The organism is Loktanella sp. DJP18, from assembly GCF_049310965.1.
In the GTDB taxonomy this organism is placed as follows: domain Bacteria; phylum Pseudomonadota; class Alphaproteobacteria; order Rhodobacterales; family Rhodobacteraceae; genus Loktanella.
The window spans coordinates 37,169-53,024 of record NZ_JBMERN010000020.1 but is presented as its reverse complement, the minus strand read 5'-3'; the positions used below and the strand labels follow the sequence as shown (position 1 = coordinate 53,024).

The following is a 15,856-nucleotide window of genomic DNA, read 5'->3' as shown; positions in this document are numbered from 1 at the left end:
TGTCCCCGCTCAGCTGTTACGCGATGCGCGGCCGAGCGCGCGCCGGGCATCTGCCATGATCTGGCCTTGCGACAGCCGGAAGGAGTTGGCGTCCGGTGTGGTGATGTTCATGACGACCTGCACGCCCCGCCCTTGACCTGCCCCTGCCCCTGCCGCGACCTCGCGGCGCGACAAGACGCGCTCGCCGCGCTGCAAGATGGCGGGGACCTCGTCGGGCCGCAGCCCGGCCCAGCCGCCGGTATGCATGCGGGGCGCGCCGGCGAAGGCCAATGCGGGCACCGCGCGCATTGGCGAGGGCTGGCCCACAATGCCACCCTGGTGAAACACCCCCGCCAAAACGCCGGTGCCACCGCCAAAGACCCCTGACATGGCATTTGCCAAGGGCCCGAGGATGGCCTGCCGGATTGCAATGCGCGTGACATCGGCGAGGATCGAATTGGCCAGGCTCTTGAAGTCGAGCTTGCCGGTGGTGACAAACGCCACAAAGGCGTCCTCAGCCGCCTTGAAGGCATTCACCAAGGCGCTGCCAATCTGCTTGCCCTGTTCCATGGCATCGCGGGCATAACTCGCGAGCGCCTCGGTGACGGCGCGCCAGCCGGTCGCAGCTTCTTCCGCTGCGGCCTTTGCGGCAGCGCCGGCTTCGCGGGCAGCAGCACCGGCGCCCTCTGCTTTTGTAGCGGTGTCTGAAAGCGCAGCGTCGAGCGCGCCAGCAGCCTCGGTGGCTCCGGTGAGTGCGTCTTCGCTGGCCGTGCCGGTATCCGTCGCTACGGCTTTCAGCGCATCCCAGGCTGCCAGCGGCCGGGTGGCGGCGTCGCTCAGCATGCGCTCCGCCTCGCGGTAACCGTCGGCCCGGGCGCGGGCATCCTCGGCTGCCGCACCGAGACCAAGGTCAGGCGCATCGACATAGCTGCGTGCCAGGGCCGCGGAAAACGCATCGGCCGCCGCAGATCCCGCCGCCTCGGCCGCGCCAGCGAACGGGTTGTCGACCCGGCCGAGGGCGACCGGATCGAGCGTACCGATCCGTACGCCGCCTGTCCCGATCGCCCATTCGGGAAGCAGGTCCAGAGCGCCATTCAGCGTTGTGATGAAGCCGTTGATGCGTGTAACGACGCCGTTCAGCATCGCCTCGACGCCGCCGATCAGACCGTTTGCCGCCTGGAAGGCGAAGTCGCCGATGGCGCCGGGGAGACGCCCCCAGATCGCCTTCATCGCATCGAACGCACCCTGAAAGATCGCCACCGAACGATCGCCGAAGCTGACGACGCCGGTGAGGGCGCCATCGAGCGCAGTCAGCGCCGTGGCCTTCAACCCCTCCCACCCTGCTGCCATGCGAGCCAGGGCCGCGTCGAGCGCGAGGCCCATGCGGCCCCAGACTTCGGAGGCCAGATCCGACAGCAGTCGAAACGCCTCGCCAAGCCCACCGACGCGCTCCACAAGGCGGGTGAACTGGTAGACGAGTTCGCCCGCGCCAACGATCAGCGCGCCGATGCCGGTGCGGATCAGCGCCCCGCGCAAGAGGACCAGTGCCGTGGCGAGGCCACGCACCGAGAGCGCGGCGGCGGCCATGCCCGCCACCCAGCGTCCCGCGAGTAAGGCCGCGAAGGTGGCAGCATAAGTGGTCAGACGGCCGATGTTGTCGAAGAGGCCGCGGATCGCGATGCCGAGTGGGCCGGTGCGGCTGGCCACCGCCGCCATCGCGTTGGCGACGGCTTCCAGCGCCGGAGCCGCGGCGACCGCGAGCTGGTTCGACAGCCCGCGCCAGATCAGCCCCAGCCGGGAGATCGCGTCGTTCGTCCGCTCGATCTGATCGGCATCCTGCTCCGACACGACGACACCGAAGGCGAGAACATCCTCGGTCGCCTGGCGCAGCGTCGCGGTGTCGATCCGGCTCATGGCGATGGAGCCTTCCTCGCCGAACAGCTGGCCCGCCACTGCCGCGCGTTCTGCGGCAGGCACGAAGCTTTCGATGGCGGCGTTGATCGCACCCACGCGCTGGTCCAGCGGCAGCGCGATCAGCTCATTGGCCGAGAGCCCCAGCCGATCCAGCGCGTCGGCGGCAGGACCGGTCCCGGCGGCCGCCTGGCTGAGCCGTCGCGTCAGATCCTTGGTCGCCTGTTCGATGCCGGAGATCGAGACGCCCGCGAGTTCACCCGCCCGCTCCAGCGTCTGGATCGAGGCGACCGTTGTGCCGAGCGACTGCGCGAGCTTCGCCTGCGCATCGACGGTCTGCAGGCCCGAGCGGACCATGGCGACGCCTGCAGCAGCGGCGGCGACAACGGCTGCTGCGGCAGCGACCGCGACACGCCGCGAGAATGCCGCAAGCCGGGTGTTGGCCGCTTCCATTTCCCGGCTAAGCCGCCCGAAGCCGCGCGCACCGGCTTCGCCGACACCTTCCAGTTCGGCGCGCACTTGCCGTCCGCCGACCGCCGCAAGGCGGACGCTAACCCGTTTCTCGGCCATGGGAATGATCCATCTGTTCGTTGAGTTTTGTGACCATCACCGCCTCAACGGCGGGCAGCAGTTCGGCCATGGCCAGGGGCGGGATGCCGAGCGCGTCCCCGAGGGCGAGCGCGGCCGACATATCCCAGCCGATCACCGCACCGGGCAGCACGCGGAGCTGGCCGCCGAGACGGCCGACCAGGTCCCAGACCTGCCAGCCTTCAAGGGTGGCGGGTCGGTTCAGCCGCGCCGGACAGTCCTGGCAGCTTTGCGAACAGGCTTGGCAGTATCGCTCGCCCCCGCCGAAGGACCATTCAGCGAGAGCGCGGAGACGTTTTTTTCCTGTTCCAGCAGCAGACCTTTGGAAACGTAGGTCAGCTGGAAGGCTTCGAAGATCGGCCAGATGTCGAGAAGCGCGTCGACAGCGTCGGGACTGGGGTCGATGGGGTTGCCAACTGCGTCGCCAATGCCCTCCCAAGCGAGCACCGCACGCCGCGCCAGCGCCTTGGCAAAGGCAACGCCGCGTTCCTCGTCGGAAGCATCCTCAGGAACCGTCTCCACGCCGGGATCGCTGCGCGTCGCCACCATCAGCGCCGTGGTCAGAGGGCGCAGCTGCACACGCACCCCGGGTGCGAGATCATGCCAGCGCGGCTGGTTCGTCAGATCGAGCGTCAGCATCAGTATACCTCAATGTCGTTGATCAGGGTGGCGGTGCACATCCGGCCGACCGTGCTGTCGCGCGCGGCCTGCCAGTCGAAGGTGGCCTGCACGCCCTGCGGCCCGGAGATCTCGATCCGGGGGCGCGGTAGGTAAACGGCGTGCACGGTGAAGGTGAAGCTCTCGCCAGAGGGCAGCACATAGGCGAACTCCAACTCGCAGGGATCGCCGTTGATCGCCTGCGTCACCAGCGTCTGGTCGGCGAAGCGCACCTCGATGGAGCCGGTCAGAGCCGCAATGGACGGGTCCGCGCCGTCGATGCGGCCGTCCGAGCGGATGGTCTCGATGCGGTCGAGATTGTTGGCGTAGATGATGTCGGCCGAGACAACATTGCCGAGGGCCGACCCGTTGCGGGTGATCGCGCCGTTGAAATGGCCAAACCGCTGCAATTCAAGAGCAGCTGGCGTCCCGGCGCTGGTCGTCGTGCCCACGGTCTCGCCCTGCGCCACCAGCCGCGCCGTCGCGGTCAGCAGACCTGAACGCTGCATCTGCCAGTTGATCTGGTCGAGAACGCATCCGGAATACATCGCGTAGCGCGGCACCTCGGGCATGCCGGTCTCGATGGACATGCTGGGCAGCGTCCAGGACCCCGACTGAAACTCGTGCGTCCAGGGGCCGGTGCCGGTCGTGGTCGGGTCACCAAAAGCCGCCTTCAGCCAGAACCCGAATGCCTCGGCGTCGAGCGGCAAGACGACATCGCCGTCCGCCGTCACCGCGTCCTTGATCGGCGCCAGCGGATCGCGGCCATAGCCCAGAAGTTCCGAGTTCAGCAGCGGTTGCTCCGCGCCGAGCGAGGTGCTGGCGAAGGGCATCTTCGTGAAGCCGCCCACGGGCGGCGTTCCATAAGTCGTCTCGAACGCAAGCGCCATCTGCGCCCGCGCCCCTTGGGCTCGTGCCATGAAGGATTCTCCTGTATATTGAAGCGGATGAGCCCGGGATGGGCCAGAACTCAAAAGGACGAGATTGAATGGCGGATCAAAACTACTCTGAGGCCGGTGGCCGCTCGCATCTCGGCTCAGGCTCGCGCATCACGGGCGAGCTGTATTTTCCCGGCACTGTCGAATTGCCCGGTTACGTAAAGGGGCGTGTGGAAGCGTCCGCGATCGTCATCGAGGAGGCAGGCGAAGTCGAAGGCGAAGTCCATGCAGCCAGCATCGACATAAAGGGGCGTTTCAACGGCCAGGTCACGGGTGGCAAGGTCAGGTTGCATACAAGCGCGCGGGTGACCGGCGAAATCACCTATGAGAGCCTGAGCATCGAGAGCGGCGCGCAGGTTGAGGGGACGTTCAGGTTCCGACCCTATTCCAAAGACGCAAAGCCGGTTGATCAGGCCAAGGAATCGGCCGTGGAATAGTGCAGCACCACCGGAATGACGGCCGCCTTGAGCGCCGCAGCACCCTCGATGGGCAGATCAACTGGACGGGGCGCTTCCGCCTCAATCCAGTCGCAGAGACCGCCCAGCGTGCGGTCAGCGGCAATCGCTAAGCCGATGCTGGCGCAGAGCGTGCCGAAGGCGGCGTCACGGTCAGCGCCCTGCACGACTGCCTCGATTTCGGCGCGATGCTGGTAGTGGTAGCGTAGCGGCGAGAGCGTCACCTCGGGCTCCCCCGGCTCGCCGTCACGCAGGATCAGCAGGCCATCGGTCGGGACGCGCTCGGGCAGCACCTCGCCGCGCAAGGCGGTGGCGGGCAGCGCATGCAATAAGGTGTGCAGCGCGGTGAGGATGGTTTCGCGGGAGGTGGGCATTCAACTTTTCCGGTGATCTCGTGAGGCTAGGGACTTGGTTCTGGCTTCAATGCCGACCTGATAAACCCTTGTAGATTTCAACGGTGTGGCACTGTACCGGCCGTTCGCTGCAGTCTGCACGAACGTTACAGGTGCGGACAAAGCTGCCGTTTCTTCAATTATTTGCAGGGTCTGCTTCCGATAAAATCGCCATAACCGTTTCATTCTGTTTCAATTCCCGCCTGCGAGGGACACAGATGAACTATTCATCATTCAAAGAGGGCGAGCGAGATGGCTGGACGTCACGCGCCCAAATATACAAGGACGCGACAGCGAGGGCGACGCTCCAAACCATTCCGACGCTGCTTGGCCACGCACGGCTTTTTCCGGGTGCGCGGGTTCTGGATTGTGGATGTGGTCCCGGATATGTTGCGGCTTGTGCGAAACTGCTTGGAACGGACGTTGAGGGCGTGGATTTCTCGGACGGCATGATCCGGGAGGCTAAGGCACAATTTCCCGACATCGGGTTCCATGTTGCTGATGTAGAGGATTTGCCGTGGGGGGATCAAACTTTCGACGTTGTCCTCAGCAACATTGTCCTTTTCCATGTCGTCAATCCAACACGCGCAATGTGCGAAACACGCAGGGTTTTAAAACCGGGCGGTCGTTTTGTGTTCAGCCAATGGCTCGGGCCGGATCGATCTGAGTGTTATGAGCTTTTGTTTAGCGTTCTTAATCGCCATGCCGATATGTCACGTGCTGATCCGGCACCCAACGCTTACCTATTGTCGAATTTTGACGATGTCTCGGCGATGATGCGAGAGGCAGGTTTTATGGACTTACGAAGCGAGGTCGTCGAGAACGTTCTTCATGCCCCGGGCTCAAGTTTTTTCGATTTTTTCATGAAGTTTGGTGTCCGTGTCCCGCTGATCTTGGAAAGACAAGACCCAGATGTTCAAACTTCAATCCGTCTGGAGATAGACGCATTGGCCGCCAAATATCTGTCAGATGGAACTTACAAAATCCCGATGCCAAGCGTTGTCTTCTCAGGGACAGCAAACTGAGGGGGCAAACTCATAGAGCCGACATGGGCCCCGCTGCAAAAGCTCAGTAGGATGGGTTCACTGCCACCGTTCGCTGCGCCGTCGACGAATGTCCGCAGCAAGCCGTTCGCCTCTTTTATGGCAATATCTTCGAACGCCGATCAGCGGCAACATTGATCACAGCCTCCCCTCCACCCATTTCGCCACGATCAGCCCCGGCACACTATCGAGCGCCCTCGCTGCATCCCGCGCGAGGTCAAGCCGCTTCGGCAACTTGACCTGCGGCACCAGCAGGAAAATCGGCGCGGTGACCTTTCCACGCCCGGTCTTCGAGCGGGACACCACCGCTTGGCCCTTCGTGTTCAGTCGCCCCTCCGCCACAAGCAGGCTCGGACCCGTACGGCGGTAGACGAAGCGCAGGCGTAGCCCGCGCCGCCGTTCCCATTCACCGGGGGTGATCCGGCCACCGCGCGTGGATTTACCTGCGGCGGGCAGCGGGATCGCAAGCCAGAAGCCGTCTTTCGAGCGGATAAGGGGACCGGTGTCGTGCGCGCCGATAATGACCGGGGCTTTGGACCAGACCAGCGCGGCGGCATCGAGGCTTTCGCCCGATCGCGGGAAATTCTGGTTGCGGATCGAGTTGGCAAGCCGTCGCCCAAGCCCCGCGCCATTAATCTGTGTGCGCCAGGCAGTCTTGAGCCCGCTCCCGGCCTCGCGCATGGCCGCTGTCACCGCCCGTTCGCCCGGCGCGACCTCCGCTGCCATCATGGCGACGATGTCGGGATCGATGTCGAGTTTCAGTTTCACGCGGGCCTCAGGTCCACGGTCCAGACCAGCCGCTCGCGATCACGGACGGGCTCGCCCTGAATGAGGAACGCCTCGCCGTCGATCTCGATGCGGTCTCCGGGGCGCGGGGCCGGAACCTCAGCGACACGCAGGTCGATCCGGGTCGTTTCCGACCAAAGCCGTGCGTCGCCGAAGTCGCTGATTGCATCCGCCTGCCGCGAGACGACGCGCACCAGCGTGGGCGCGCCGCCATCGGAGGTGTAGACCGCCTCTCGCCCGATGTTCGGGTCGGCGAACAGCAAGTCGACGGCGGCGTCGAAGACAGACATCACGTCCGCCGGGCGCTACGCAGCACTTGTGGGCGAGTGCAGATCGGCAGCGGATTGCTCTCGATCTCGAGCCGCACCCATTCGTCGCGATCCCGGTCAGGGATGGTGCGCGCATAAAGCGGCAAACCGAGCGTGTTGACCGTCTCGAACGTATCGGCGGGTGCGTGGTAGATCTCGAACAACCCCTCCACCCCTTCGGGGTAGAAGAAGGCCTTGTCGGTAGGCACGCCGAAGCCCGCCCCACCTCGATAGCGACGGAAGCTGATACCGCCGAAGCTGACCTCGTCGGCGACCCGGCCGCGCAGATCGGCGGCAGCGGCAGTGTTGAGATAGGTCTCGCGCACCTCCTTATGGGCGATGAGATCGGCGAAGAAAGTTGAGCCACATTCCGCGCGGACCTGCACAGCCCCGGCCGCGAGCCCGCCCATGCTGTCCTCGACGCTTTCGATCAGCGCCTGGCAGCGTTTGCGCAGCGCCCCGGAGCCAGGGGTCGCGTTGTCGAGATCGAAGTCGATCTCGGTGGCGGGCGTGATGCCGAACTCGGTGAAGTAGTTGATCACCGTAGCGCTGTCCTTGGGATCCTTCACGATGCCCTGAATGCCGTTCAGCAGGTGATATTCGAACGTCGCCTCCGCATCCTGGCGCAGACGGCCAAGCTTTCGGGCGACCTCGCTTTGCACCTGCTGGGTCGCACTTTCCGAGCCGAAGTCGCGGATGCCCTGAATTTCAGACGCCCAGAGCACGTCCTGCTTCTTGAACTGGCGGCAGACAAAGGCGCGCATGTCGCGGCGCTCTGGCACCTGTTGTTCGGCCGCCGAGCCGCGTTCGGAGAACGGGATCAGCGACAGCGTGCCGTCCCGGCTCTCGATCACGACGGTGCGCGCGCGCACGCCGCGCGGCGAGAACAGGCTGGCGCCCGACAGGATCGCGGGCTTGAAGGGGATGTTTTCCAGCGCACGAGTGAGTTCGATGATGGTGAAGGCATCGCCTTCGAAGATATCCATGGTGGTCATGGGAATGCCTCCTTTGAGGGTTTGATCAGCGGACGAGGATGCCGGTCGCCAGCAGCGCGGTATGGGCAGCCGTGATCTCGCCCTCGCTAGGGGTTCCCGCAAAAACGAGATCGTGGCGATTGACGACGGCGGGACCGCGAACCAGCGCAACGGCTGGCACATCGCCACCTGTGGCGTCGGCCTTGCCCCAGAGCACCGCCACGGCGGTTTCAGTACCGTCGACAGCGGCGGGATCATGGGCGGTGTATTTGCCAGACGCGGTGATCTTGCCCAGCACGGTGCCCGGATCGAGCGTGGCAAACGCTGTTCCTGTGGCGACGGTGATGGTTTCGCGGGTGTAGTCGCGGAAGGCTTCCCAGACGAGGAAGCCTCCGGGATGGGTGGTCTCGGTGAGCGTGGTCACGTGGTTATCCTTTCAGCTTGAAGGTACGGGCGACGATCTCGCCCCATGGGCGGGCCGTCGTGGTCCGGCCGGGTTGCGGGTGATGGGCGGCGATCTCGGGTTCGGCCTCGGCTTTTGCCGCCAGAAGGGCCATGCGGACGTCGTCGAGACCGGCGTCCTGTTCGAGGAAGCGCCCGGCCATCTGTGACTTGCCTGCGAGGTGGCAAAGATCGACGATAGCGCGGGCATGGGTGATTGCTTCGGCACGGATCGCGGTGGGATCGGGCGGTGCGCCATCCGGAGCCGGGGCTGGATCCGAAGGCTTGGGCATGTCGTCAACCTCAACTTGCCCCTCGGACTCAACAAGCGCTTCGTCGCTGTACGCCTCTCCAGTGCCGTCGGCAGGTTCGACATCGCCGTCCAGAATACTGTCGATTTCTTGGTGCATGTTGATGCCTGTCTCTGGATTGCCTTCGGCCGGAACGCCCTCTGCCTCGGTCGGAACACCCTCCTGGCCAGTAGCTTCCACTGCCTCGACGAGGTCGGGTGGCGCATTGCGGAACCGGCCGATGTCGAACCGTGCGGCCATCCTGACAGGGTCCGCCAGCCGGTCCGCCAAGCCCGCCGCCACCGCATCGGCCGCATCGAACCAGGTTTCAGCCGCCATCAGCGCAGCGATCTCATCGTCGGGCTTGCCGGATTTGGCGGCATATCCTCGGACAAGGCTGCCCGCGATCTTGTCCAGCGCTTCGGCCATTGCGCGCATGTCGCCCGCCGTGCCCAGTGCCAACCCCGACGGGTCGTGGATCATCAGGAACGCATTTTCCGGCATGACAATCTCGTCGCCCGCCATCGCGACATAGGACGCGGCCGAGGCGGCAATACCGTCGATCCAGACCGTGACCGTGCCCGCGTGCCGCTTCAGCGCATTGTAAATCGCCACCGCATCGAAGACTGACCCACCTGGGCTATTCAGCCGCAGATCGACCGGTGTCCCGTCGGGCAGTGCGCCGAGTTCGGCAAGGAACCCCTTCGCCGAGACCCCATAGGCACCGATCTCGTCATAGATCGCCACTTCCGCACCTGTTCCCCGGGCGCGGATCGCATACCAGCTTGTCATATCGTCACTCCTGTTCGGTGGCGGGATCGGTGGAGGCGGATCCGTCGCCTGTGTCTTCGCCTTTGCCATCTCCCGGATCAGGCCGCGCGGCGGGCGTCGCCCGCGCGCCCTGTGTCTCGCCGGGGCTGGTGCGGTAGCTCAGCCCCAGATCGGCGACACGCCTGGCATCTGCCGCATTTTCGCGGTCCACTTCCTCGACATCGTAGCCGGTGGCCTCGACCACCTTCCGGCGCGAGGTGATGCCCGCTTCCATGGCGACGACCTGCGCCTGGATGTCCTTCAGCGGGTCGACCCAGTCCCAGCGCGGCGGGATCCATTGCACCGGTCGCGCGACGGCGGGATTGCCGATATCCAGCGCCCCCGACAACACAGCCGTCTCAAGCCAGCGCCGCCAGATCGGCCGACACAGCTGGTGCGCCATCACCCCATGCTGCAGCTGGCCGATGCGTCGCCGGAACTCGACCAGCTCTGCCCGCAGGCTCGAATAGTTCGCCTGACGCACATCCCCGGTTACAAGGTGATACGGCAGCCCCAGTGAGGCCGAGACCGACAAGAGCGTCCGATATTGAAACGCCTCATAGCCGCCCCCAACATCTGCAGGACTGGAAAACTTCACATCCTCGCCCGGCAGCAGCACCTGCATCGTGCCCGGCTCGAGGCTGGCGATGGCCGCCCCATCGAGATCGGCTTCGGACTCGCCCATCATCGGGTCTTCAGGCGCGGTCTTGGTGATGAACCCAGCGAACATCGCCGCCGTCTTCTTCCGGTCCAGTTCAGCGTCGTCGTACTGGTCCAGCAGAAAAAGCCGCACCATCGCGGGTGCCACATGCGGCAGGCCGCGGATCTGGCCCGCATCAATGGGGCGGTAGATGTGCAGAACATCTTCGGCTGGCACGCGAACCGTCTCCGGGATCACCGCCCCCTGATCGGTGGTGTCGCCCGGATGGCGACGACGGAAGTGATAGGCCACCCGGCGGCCGATGCCGTCAAACTCGATACCGCAGCGGATGCGATTGCCATTTGCCGCGGTCTCGGTCTTCTCGAAGGGCAGCATTTCTGACTGCAGCAGCTGTAGTTGCAGCGGTACAAGCAGGCTGTCCTCGGCGCGGCGGGGCCGCAGACGCACGAAGCATTCGCCCGCAACAAACATTTCCCGCGCCACCATGGCCTGCAGGCCGTAGAAATCGGTCAACCCGTCGGCATCGGCCTCGTCGGTCCATGCGAGCCAGAGCTGCTGAACACTGTCACGCAACGCCGCATCTGCGATCAGCGACGACGGCTTGATCCCATCGCCGACCATGTTCGACGCAAACGCCTCGCAGGCGTTGGCGGCATAGCCGTTGGTCACAACCAGTTCCCGCGACCGTGCCAAGAGACGCGGGCCGCCCGAGGCGACCAGCGAATTGATGTTTTCCAGCGGCGGGTTCCAGCCGCGAAGCCGTCGTTTGGCCATTGCGCCTTCGAGGCGCGCAGACACGGCTGCCGGGCCGCCCGAGGATGGGCGGCGAAAACGATCAAACAGGCCCATGGATCAAAGACCCTTCGTCGTTGTTACACGCACCTGCCGAACGATCCGCCGTCCCTCTGCAGCCGCGATCTCGCGGTCGAGCGCCTCGATGGCCCGGTCGATTTCCGCGACGCTGCGATAGTCCACCGTCTTTCCGTCGTAACTGACACGCGCCACGCCAGAGGAGCGTTGAACGGCCAACGCCTCGCGGCGGGCACGGAGCTCGGCAATCGTAGACATCAATTCACCTCATGTAGCTTGAGCGTACGGTTCGCCGCTGTGGTCCCGCGCGCCGAGAAGCGGGCGTGGTGTTTCCCGCACCGTCCTCAGCCATGTCCTCCGCCGTGATCCCGACCTGTGCTTCCAGATCAGTCCACCGCGCATCGGACCAACGGTCAGCGCCCAATATCCAAGCGGCTGCCCGGGCATAGACGCGACAATCCAGAGCTTCATTGCGTTCGCGCAGCTTCTGCCATTCGAGCCGGGCGAAGCCGCGCTTGGTGCGCACCGTGATCAGTTGTTCGGCCGTGAATTGCTTCAACCACTCGCCGTCCGCCCAGTTTGGCAGATGGATGGTTCCGGGCGGGCAAAGATGCCCAGCCTCGATTTCCTCCCGCGTCGGGCGGTCCTGCCGCAGGAAACGGTAGGTCTCGGTCTTGAAGGTCGACGTGGCGACCGTCCAAAGCCGTGCCCCGCGCCGCAGCCGTTTGCCTGCGATGGTCGCGTCCACATACGTCGGTCCAGTGACCGGGCTCGAGCGGTTGAATCCCTCGACGCCTTTGACCGGGGCCACCTGCGCGAAGCCGACCTGTCGCGACCAAGCATACACGGCACTCGTCTCGTAGCCCGTGTCGATGGCAAGTCGTGCCAATGTCATGTTTTGACCGGAAGCATGCTCCCATGTCTGCCCGAGCAAATTGGTCAGCTGCTGCCAGCACGCCGGGTCGCCGGGTCCGCCCTCGATAACCAGGTGATCGATCAGCCAACTCTCCAGCCCGCGGCCCCAGGCCCAGACATCGACCTCGATGCGATCCTTTTGAACGTCCGCCCCGGCGGTCAGGAACAAACCCCGCTCTGGAACAGTGCCTCCTTCCCAAGTCTCGCGCTGGTCCGCCAAGCGCTGCCAGTCCGGTGCTTCGCCAGTTTCGACCCATGTCTCTCCGAGGATCGTATTGCGGAATGCCTTGATCGCCTCGTCCGACCCTTGGGCCGCGTCCCATGCCCGTACGATCCGCTCCCAGCTCAGCCAGCCGATCGGCGAATAGAGGGCCGAGAGGTGATACCCTGCCGTAGTCGGATCGGCGGCAACGGCCGTCGCACGCCATTCGCCCGCTTCCAGCATTGCCGTCTTATGATGCTCAGCGATGGGTGTCTCACAGCCCTCGCAGTGATACTTCGCCGTTTCCGGACGACCCTTCTGCCAGCGCAGTCGCTCGAACTTCAGCCACTGTTCCTGACCGCAGTGCGGGCATGGCACAAAGAACCGCCGCTGATCGGAAGCTTCAAACTCCCGCTCAATGCGCGACAACCCCCGGATCGTCGGCGTCGAGACCAGAAAGACCTTGCGCCGGTGGGCAAAAGTCAGCGAGCGGGCCTCGGCCAGCGTGACCGGATCGCCTTCGTCGTCAGCGGAGGCCGGATAGGCATCGACCTCGTCGAGGAAGATGTAGCGCGCCGGAGTCGAGCGCAGACCCACGGCCGAGTTCGCCCCCGTCATGATCAGGATGCCGCCCGCGAATTCCTTCGACAGCATGGTGTTACCCGCGTCGCGCGAGCGCGCCGGTTTGACCCGCTCGCGCAGTTCCGGGCTTTCATCGATCAGCGGGTCGATCCGCTGGCGCGAGTTTCGTTTCGCCAATTCCACCGTCGGCTGGACCGCGAGCATTGGCCCCGGCGCCTGGTGGATTGCAAAGCCGATCCAGTTGTTGCCTGCCTCGGTCGCGCCAACCTGCGCCGCCTTCATGAACACGATCCGCTGCGTCGGATCGCTGGGCGACAGCCGGTCCATGATTTCGCCCATGTAGGGCGTGCGCGCCGTGCGATACCTTCCCGGTTCGGCCGATGCGCGACCCGAAAGCATCCGGTGCCTGTCCGCCCATTCCGACACGGTCAGGTCCGGATCGGGCGTGAGGCCCGCGCCCCAGGCACGCAGGATCTCTGCCGCGCCGTCGAAATCCGGCATATCGTCGGCATCACCGGAGATCGGGTTTGACCTCGGCAAGATCGTCGAGTTGGGCACGGACATGTTTCTCCAGAACCTTCTGCATTGCGGCGGACTCCACACCCAGATCGGCCGCCATCAGCGCCGCCGCGCGGGCGGGCCAGTTCACCCAGACGTCGCGTTCCTGCCGCGCCAACCGGAAGACCAGCGACAGCGCACGCGCCCGGTCGATCAACTCGCATTTCAGCTTTTGTAACCGGAGGCGGCGCTCCTGCGCCTTTAGCACTTCGTTCGCGGTCTTGGCCTGCAGGAACGTGGTGCCGCTGCCGATTTGTGGCGCCGCTAACCCCTGTTCGCGGAGCGTCTCGCCGACTGCGGACACTGCCGCCTCCGGGACAGGCTTGAGTTTAGGCTGCGGCGCTTTCCGGGTCTTCGACGGATCGGTCGCTTCGGCGCGCAAGGCATCGCTGGCCACCGCGTCAATGCTGCCATCGCCGTACAGAACCAGCCGCCCTGTCGCTTTGGCCTTCTGGATTGCACCACGTGAAAGGCCGACGCGGGCGGCATACTGGCGCTCGCTCAGACCCTCCATTGCGCGCTCCGATTATCATTCAAAATCATGTGCTTATAGTGTTGATAAGCCTCCGCACCAGAGCGAACGTGGTTCCACGAAAACGATGCAACTCACCATGGAGCCGCCACGATGACCCGCCTGAACCCGCAGACAACGCCCCGCCACCAACTGCGCGCCGAGAAGGCCGCGCGGAACAAGAAAGCAGCACTCAACGCCTTTATTGGCAAGAAGGCCGAGATCGACGAGAGGCTCGCCCGCCTGCAGGCCCTCAGCGACGACCATTTCAACTGCGCCCCTGACGAGGCGGGCTGAGCGATGGTCGGCACCCTTGAGGATTACGCCAGCCTTCTGAAGCGCATCACCGACAGCGCCTTCAGCGAAGGCGAGCACGCGGAGTAAGCACCATGGAAACCAGCACCATCCGGATTGCCATCCGTAAGCTGCCCGATCATTTCGACCCAAGCCGCATCACCACTGTCCTCGACGAAATCGAAAGCGCCCTGATGGACGACGGCGGCGTTTATGTCCGCGCCTACGCTGACAGCATGACCATCACCATCAAGGTTCCGACCAGCCAGCTGATCGATGCGGCAACCTGCCTGAAAGACCTCGACCTGATCTGAATTGGGCACGGTCAGCCCGCAGGCCCGCAATTGCGGGCTTCAGCCGGTAGAAGGGGCCGCATCCCGCGTTGCCCGAACACCGGAGACAACCAATGACCCAGATCCAGCTATCCGACCCACAAGCCATCATCCTGTCCGCCGCCTGCGCGCGGGAAGACGGGGCAGTGTTCCCCGTCACCGCCAGCCTCAAGGGCGGCGCTGTTGGCAATGTCTGCAAGAGCCTCCTGAAGAAGGGGCTCATCGAGGGGATTGCAGCCACGGACCTGAACACGGTCTGGCGGCACGACGAAAAGCGCGGGCCGATAACCCTGCGTTCCACGTCGCTGGCTTACAGCGCCCTCGGGATCACCGACGAACCCAACGACAATGCCCGCACCGATAGCGCAAGGGAACCCGTCCAGCGTCGAAATGGGACCAAACAGGCAAAGCTAATCGAGATGCTCCGCGCTGAGGGCGGCGCGACCATCGAGGAAATCATGGTCGCAACCGGATGGCAGTCACATACGATTCGTGGTGCCATGTCCGGCGCGCTGAAGAAGAAGCTCGGGCTCGAGGTCACCTCAGAAAAGACAGAGGAACGTGGGCGCGTCTATCGGATCGAAGACTGATCCCGCCCTGCTGCGCCGCTGAAATCCCGGCGGTAGGGAAGCCGCCGCCGAGCAGAGTCGCCGCTCCTCATGGGCGGCGGCTTCGTCGTTTTGACCCGGATTGCCTCGAATAGCCGCCGCAGCACATAGGACCGCGCTATGCTCACCACTGTGAACACCGCGCCCATTTTCAGGTTCTGCGCCAGCGTCGTGTGCAGCCCGAAGATGGGGAAGATCAAGATCTGCGTGACGACCGCGACGCCGTAGCCCACGATCACATTGGCGACGGACTCCACCAGCGACATGAGGCGCGACTGCTTCATACTGGCACCCCTTCATCCATCGGCCAGAAGTTCAGCTGCGAGAGTTCGCAGCGCATGCGCCGCAACCAGGGGGACCACGCCGTTGCCACAGAGGCGAAGCCGGTCCACCCGGTGGGCCAGCCCATCAGAGCCTCGACGAACAGCGGGTTCAAGGTCCGGCGCACATCGGAGGTATCGTTCCCAGCCATCGGCGTCACCAGGACCTGGCGGCCAAGCAGGCCGTTCACCGGTGTGTTCGCCAATGTCGTCGCGCCATCCTTGTGATCCCGCGCCGTCGGCGTCATCCACATGCGGCTGGCATGGGTCAGATCGGCCGTCTTGCGATTGCCCGCGCTCGGCTTGCACCCGTCGTTCGCCATCGGCGTCGGCCAGTCCCGCGCCATACTGCCCAGACCCTTCTCGTGCTTCCGGTCGCCGCCACGGCTCCGAAAGCTGTCGGTCTGCGGTGTCGGCCAGAGCGCAGCAGTCGTCGCGAGGTTCATCCCATGCTTGCCCGCTTCCTGCGAGGGCGTCGGTTTGGTCTGCCG

20 protein-coding genes and 1 pseudogene are annotated in these 15,856 nt (G+C 64.8%); 5 read left to right on the top strand and 16 right to left on the bottom strand.

All coding sequences use genetic code 11. From position 1 onward, the window contains the following. Positions 1–9: 9 nt before the first annotated feature. The 4 genes from ACOI1H_RS08355 to ACOI1H_RS08340 all read right to left on the bottom strand — a co-directional run bounded on the left by ACOI1H_RS08355 (position 10) and on the right by ACOI1H_RS08340 (position 4,055). Positions 10–2,460: a phage tail tape measure C-terminal domain-containing protein gene (locus ACOI1H_RS08355; protein ID WP_422436592.1), complete on the bottom strand. Its 2,451-nt coding sequence runs from the start codon at positions 2,458–2,460 to the stop codon at positions 10–12. Next, on the bottom strand, positions 2,441–2,611 hold the full coding sequence (locus ACOI1H_RS08350) for a DUF7697 family protein (protein ID WP_422436591.1): 171 nt from the start codon (positions 2,609–2,611) through the stop codon (positions 2,441–2,443). The genes ACOI1H_RS08355 and ACOI1H_RS08350 overlap by 20 nt, the downstream gene beginning before the upstream one ends. Before the next feature lie 68 nt (positions 2,612–2,679). Continuing rightward, positions 2,680–3,117 carry a hypothetical protein gene (locus ACOI1H_RS08345; protein WP_422436589.1) on the bottom strand — a complete coding sequence of 146 codons (438 nt, stop codon included), beginning with the start codon at positions 3,115–3,117 and terminating at the stop codon, positions 2,680–2,682. Continuing rightward, the gene (locus tag ACOI1H_RS08340; RefSeq protein ID WP_422436587.1) at positions 3,117–4,055 is read right to left on the bottom strand and encodes a phage tail tube protein; all 939 of its coding nucleotides are present in this window, start codon (positions 4,053–4,055) and stop codon (positions 3,117–3,119) included. Before ACOI1H_RS08340 ends, ACOI1H_RS08345 begins: the two co-directional genes overlap by 1 nt. A 68-nt stretch (positions 4,056–4,123) precedes the next feature. Between ACOI1H_RS08340 and ACOI1H_RS08335 the strand changes: the two genes are divergently transcribed. After that, entirely contained in the window at positions 4,124–4,510 is a 387-nt protein-coding gene (locus ACOI1H_RS08335) for a bactofilin family protein (RefSeq protein ID WP_422436586.1), read from the top strand. On the opposite strand, the gene ACOI1H_RS08330 is transcribed toward ACOI1H_RS08335, so the two are convergent. Beyond that, entirely contained in the window at positions 4,483–4,902 is a 420-nt protein-coding gene (locus ACOI1H_RS08330; RefSeq protein WP_422436584.1) for an acyl-CoA transferase, read from the bottom strand. The two genes, ACOI1H_RS08335 and ACOI1H_RS08330, sit on opposite strands and share 28 nt — an antisense overlap. A gap of 236 nt (positions 4,903–5,138) precedes the next feature. Between ACOI1H_RS08330 and ACOI1H_RS08325 the strand changes: the two genes are divergently transcribed. Further along, complete coding sequence (locus ACOI1H_RS08325; protein WP_422436583.1) at positions 5,139–5,945, top strand: class I SAM-dependent methyltransferase; 807 nt, start codon at positions 5,139–5,141, stop codon at positions 5,943–5,945. A gap of 156 nt (positions 5,946–6,101) precedes the next feature. Here ACOI1H_RS08325 and ACOI1H_RS08320 read toward each other — a convergent pair whose 3' ends face one another. The 9 genes from ACOI1H_RS08320 to ACOI1H_RS08280 are packed head-to-tail and all read right to left on the bottom strand — an operon-like array spanning position 6,102 to position 13,814. Further along, a complete protein-coding gene (locus ACOI1H_RS08320) occupies positions 6,102–6,731 on the bottom strand; it encodes a DUF6441 family protein (protein ID WP_422436582.1) in 630 nt (209 codons plus the stop codon). Further along, entirely contained in the window at positions 6,728–7,039 is a 312-nt protein-coding gene (locus tag ACOI1H_RS08315) for a head-tail joining protein (protein ID WP_422436581.1), read from the bottom strand. The genes ACOI1H_RS08320 and ACOI1H_RS08315 overlap by 4 nt, the downstream gene beginning before the upstream one ends. After that, positions 7,039–8,052 carry a major capsid protein gene (locus ACOI1H_RS08310; protein ID WP_422436579.1) on the bottom strand — a complete coding sequence of 338 codons (1,014 nt, stop codon included), beginning with the start codon at positions 8,050–8,052 and terminating at the stop codon, positions 7,039–7,041. Before ACOI1H_RS08310 ends, ACOI1H_RS08315 begins: the two co-directional genes overlap by 1 nt. Positions 8,053–8,077: 25 nt before the next feature. After that, the gene (locus ACOI1H_RS08305; protein WP_422436578.1) at positions 8,078–8,455 is read right to left on the bottom strand and encodes a head decoration protein; all 378 of its coding nucleotides are present in this window, start codon (positions 8,453–8,455) and stop codon (positions 8,078–8,080) included. A 4-nt stretch (positions 8,456–8,459) separates the two neighbouring features. Next, positions 8,460–9,554 (bottom strand): head maturation protease, ClpP-related, encoded by a 1,095-nt coding sequence (locus ACOI1H_RS08300; RefSeq protein ID WP_422436576.1) that lies wholly within the window; start codon positions 9,552–9,554, stop codon positions 8,460–8,462. Between the two features lie 4 nt (positions 9,555–9,558). Next, positions 9,559–11,082: a phage portal protein gene (locus ACOI1H_RS08295; RefSeq protein ID WP_422436574.1), complete on the bottom strand. Its 1,524-nt coding sequence runs from the start codon at positions 11,080–11,082 to the stop codon at positions 9,559–9,561. A gap of 3 nt (positions 11,083–11,085) precedes the next feature. Further along, positions 11,086–11,301: a phage head-tail joining protein gene (locus ACOI1H_RS08290; RefSeq protein WP_107718955.1), complete on the bottom strand. Its 216-nt coding sequence runs from the start codon at positions 11,299–11,301 to the stop codon at positions 11,086–11,088. A 4-nt stretch (positions 11,302–11,305) separates the two neighbouring features. Further along, positions 11,306–13,306 carry a phage terminase large subunit family protein gene (locus ACOI1H_RS08285; protein ID WP_422436572.1) on the bottom strand — a complete coding sequence of 667 codons (2,001 nt, stop codon included), beginning with the start codon at positions 13,304–13,306 and terminating at the stop codon, positions 11,306–11,308. After that, entirely contained in the window at positions 13,254–13,814 is a 561-nt protein-coding gene (locus ACOI1H_RS08280) for a hypothetical protein (protein WP_422436570.1), read from the bottom strand. Before ACOI1H_RS08280 ends, ACOI1H_RS08285 begins: the two co-directional genes overlap by 53 nt. A 111-nt stretch (positions 13,815–13,925) precedes the next feature. Between ACOI1H_RS08280 and ACOI1H_RS08275 the strand changes: the two are divergent. The 3 genes and pseudogenes from ACOI1H_RS08275 (at position 13,926) to ACOI1H_RS08265 (ending at position 15,027) form a co-directional block, all read left to right on the top strand. Further along, a pseudogene (locus ACOI1H_RS08275) lies at positions 13,926–14,195 on the top strand (hypothetical protein). A 5-nt stretch (positions 14,196–14,200) separates the two neighbouring features. Continuing rightward, entirely contained in the window at positions 14,201–14,419 is a 219-nt protein-coding gene (locus tag ACOI1H_RS08270) for a hypothetical protein (protein ID WP_422436568.1), read from the top strand. Positions 14,420–14,511: 92 nt separating this feature from the next. Continuing rightward, positions 14,512–15,027: a DUF3489 domain-containing protein gene (locus ACOI1H_RS08265; RefSeq protein WP_422436566.1), complete on the top strand. Its 516-nt coding sequence runs from the start codon at positions 14,512–14,514 to the stop codon at positions 15,025–15,027. On the opposite strand, the gene ACOI1H_RS08260 is transcribed toward ACOI1H_RS08265, so the two are convergent. Continuing rightward, a complete protein-coding gene (locus ACOI1H_RS08260) occupies positions 15,009–15,329 on the bottom strand; it encodes a DUF7220 family protein (protein ID WP_422436564.1) in 321 nt (106 codons plus the stop codon). The two genes, ACOI1H_RS08265 and ACOI1H_RS08260, sit on opposite strands and share 19 nt — an antisense overlap. Then, positions 15,326–15,811 carry a hypothetical protein gene (locus tag ACOI1H_RS08255; protein ID WP_422436614.1) on the bottom strand — a complete coding sequence of 162 codons (486 nt, stop codon included), beginning with the start codon at positions 15,809–15,811 and terminating at the stop codon, positions 15,326–15,328. Before ACOI1H_RS08255 ends, ACOI1H_RS08260 begins: the two co-directional genes overlap by 4 nt. Positions 15,812–15,856 lie beyond the last annotated feature (45 nt).

What these genes read in the sequence shown, in the direction of transcription:
- ACOI1H_RS08355 (WP_422436592.1), bottom strand. Translation starts at nt 2,460, where the DNA reads ATGGCCGAGAAACGGGTTAGCGTCCGCCTTGCGGCGGTCGGCGGACGG.
- ACOI1H_RS08345 (WP_422436589.1), bottom strand. Translation starts at nt 3,117, where the DNA reads ATGCTGACGCTCGATCTGACGAACCAGCCGCGCTGGCATGATCTCGCA.
- ACOI1H_RS08340 (WP_422436587.1), bottom strand. Translation starts at nt 4,055, where the DNA reads ATGGCACGAGCCCAAGGGGCGCGGGCGCAGATGGCGCTTGCGTTCGAG.
- ACOI1H_RS08335 (WP_422436586.1), top strand. Translation starts at nt 4,124, where the DNA reads ATGGCGGATCAAAACTACTCTGAGGCCGGTGGCCGCTCGCATCTCGGC.
- ACOI1H_RS08330 (WP_422436584.1), bottom strand. Translation starts at nt 4,902, where the DNA reads ATGCCCACCTCCCGCGAAACCATCCTCACCGCGCTGCACACCTTATTG.
- ACOI1H_RS08325 (WP_422436583.1), top strand. Translation starts at nt 5,139, where the DNA reads ATGAACTATTCATCATTCAAAGAGGGCGAGCGAGATGGCTGGACGTCA.
- ACOI1H_RS08315 (WP_422436581.1), bottom strand. Translation starts at nt 7,039, where the DNA reads ATGTCTGTCTTCGACGCCGCCGTCGACTTGCTGTTCGCCGACCCGAAC.
- ACOI1H_RS08310 (WP_422436579.1), bottom strand. Translation starts at nt 8,052, where the DNA reads ATGACCACCATGGATATCTTCGAAGGCGATGCCTTCACCATCATCGAA.
- ACOI1H_RS08300 (WP_422436576.1), bottom strand. Translation starts at nt 9,554, where the DNA reads ATGACAAGCTGGTATGCGATCCGCGCCCGGGGAACAGGTGCGGAAGTG.
- ACOI1H_RS08295 (WP_422436574.1), bottom strand. Translation starts at nt 11,082, where the DNA reads ATGGGCCTGTTTGATCGTTTTCGCCGCCCATCCTCGGGCGGCCCGGCA.
- ACOI1H_RS08290 (WP_107718955.1), bottom strand. Translation starts at nt 11,301, where the DNA reads ATGTCTACGATTGCCGAGCTCCGTGCCCGCCGCGAGGCGTTGGCCGTT.
- ACOI1H_RS08285 (WP_422436572.1), bottom strand. Translation starts at nt 13,306, where the DNA reads ATGTCCGTGCCCAACTCGACGATCTTGCCGAGGTCAAACCCGATCTCC.
- ACOI1H_RS08280 (WP_422436570.1), bottom strand. Translation starts at nt 13,814, where the DNA reads ATGGAGGGTCTGAGCGAGCGCCAGTATGCCGCCCGCGTCGGCCTTTCA.
- ACOI1H_RS08270 (WP_422436568.1), top strand. Translation starts at nt 14,201, where the DNA reads ATGGAAACCAGCACCATCCGGATTGCCATCCGTAAGCTGCCCGATCAT.
- ACOI1H_RS08265 (WP_422436566.1), top strand. Translation starts at nt 14,512, where the DNA reads ATGACCCAGATCCAGCTATCCGACCCACAAGCCATCATCCTGTCCGCC.
- ACOI1H_RS08260 (WP_422436564.1), bottom strand. Translation starts at nt 15,329, where the DNA reads ATGAAGCAGTCGCGCCTCATGTCGCTGGTGGAGTCCGTCGCCAATGTG.
- ACOI1H_RS08255 (WP_422436614.1), bottom strand. Translation starts at nt 15,811, where the DNA reads ATGAACCTCGCGACGACTGCTGCGCTCTGGCCGACACCGCAGACCGAC.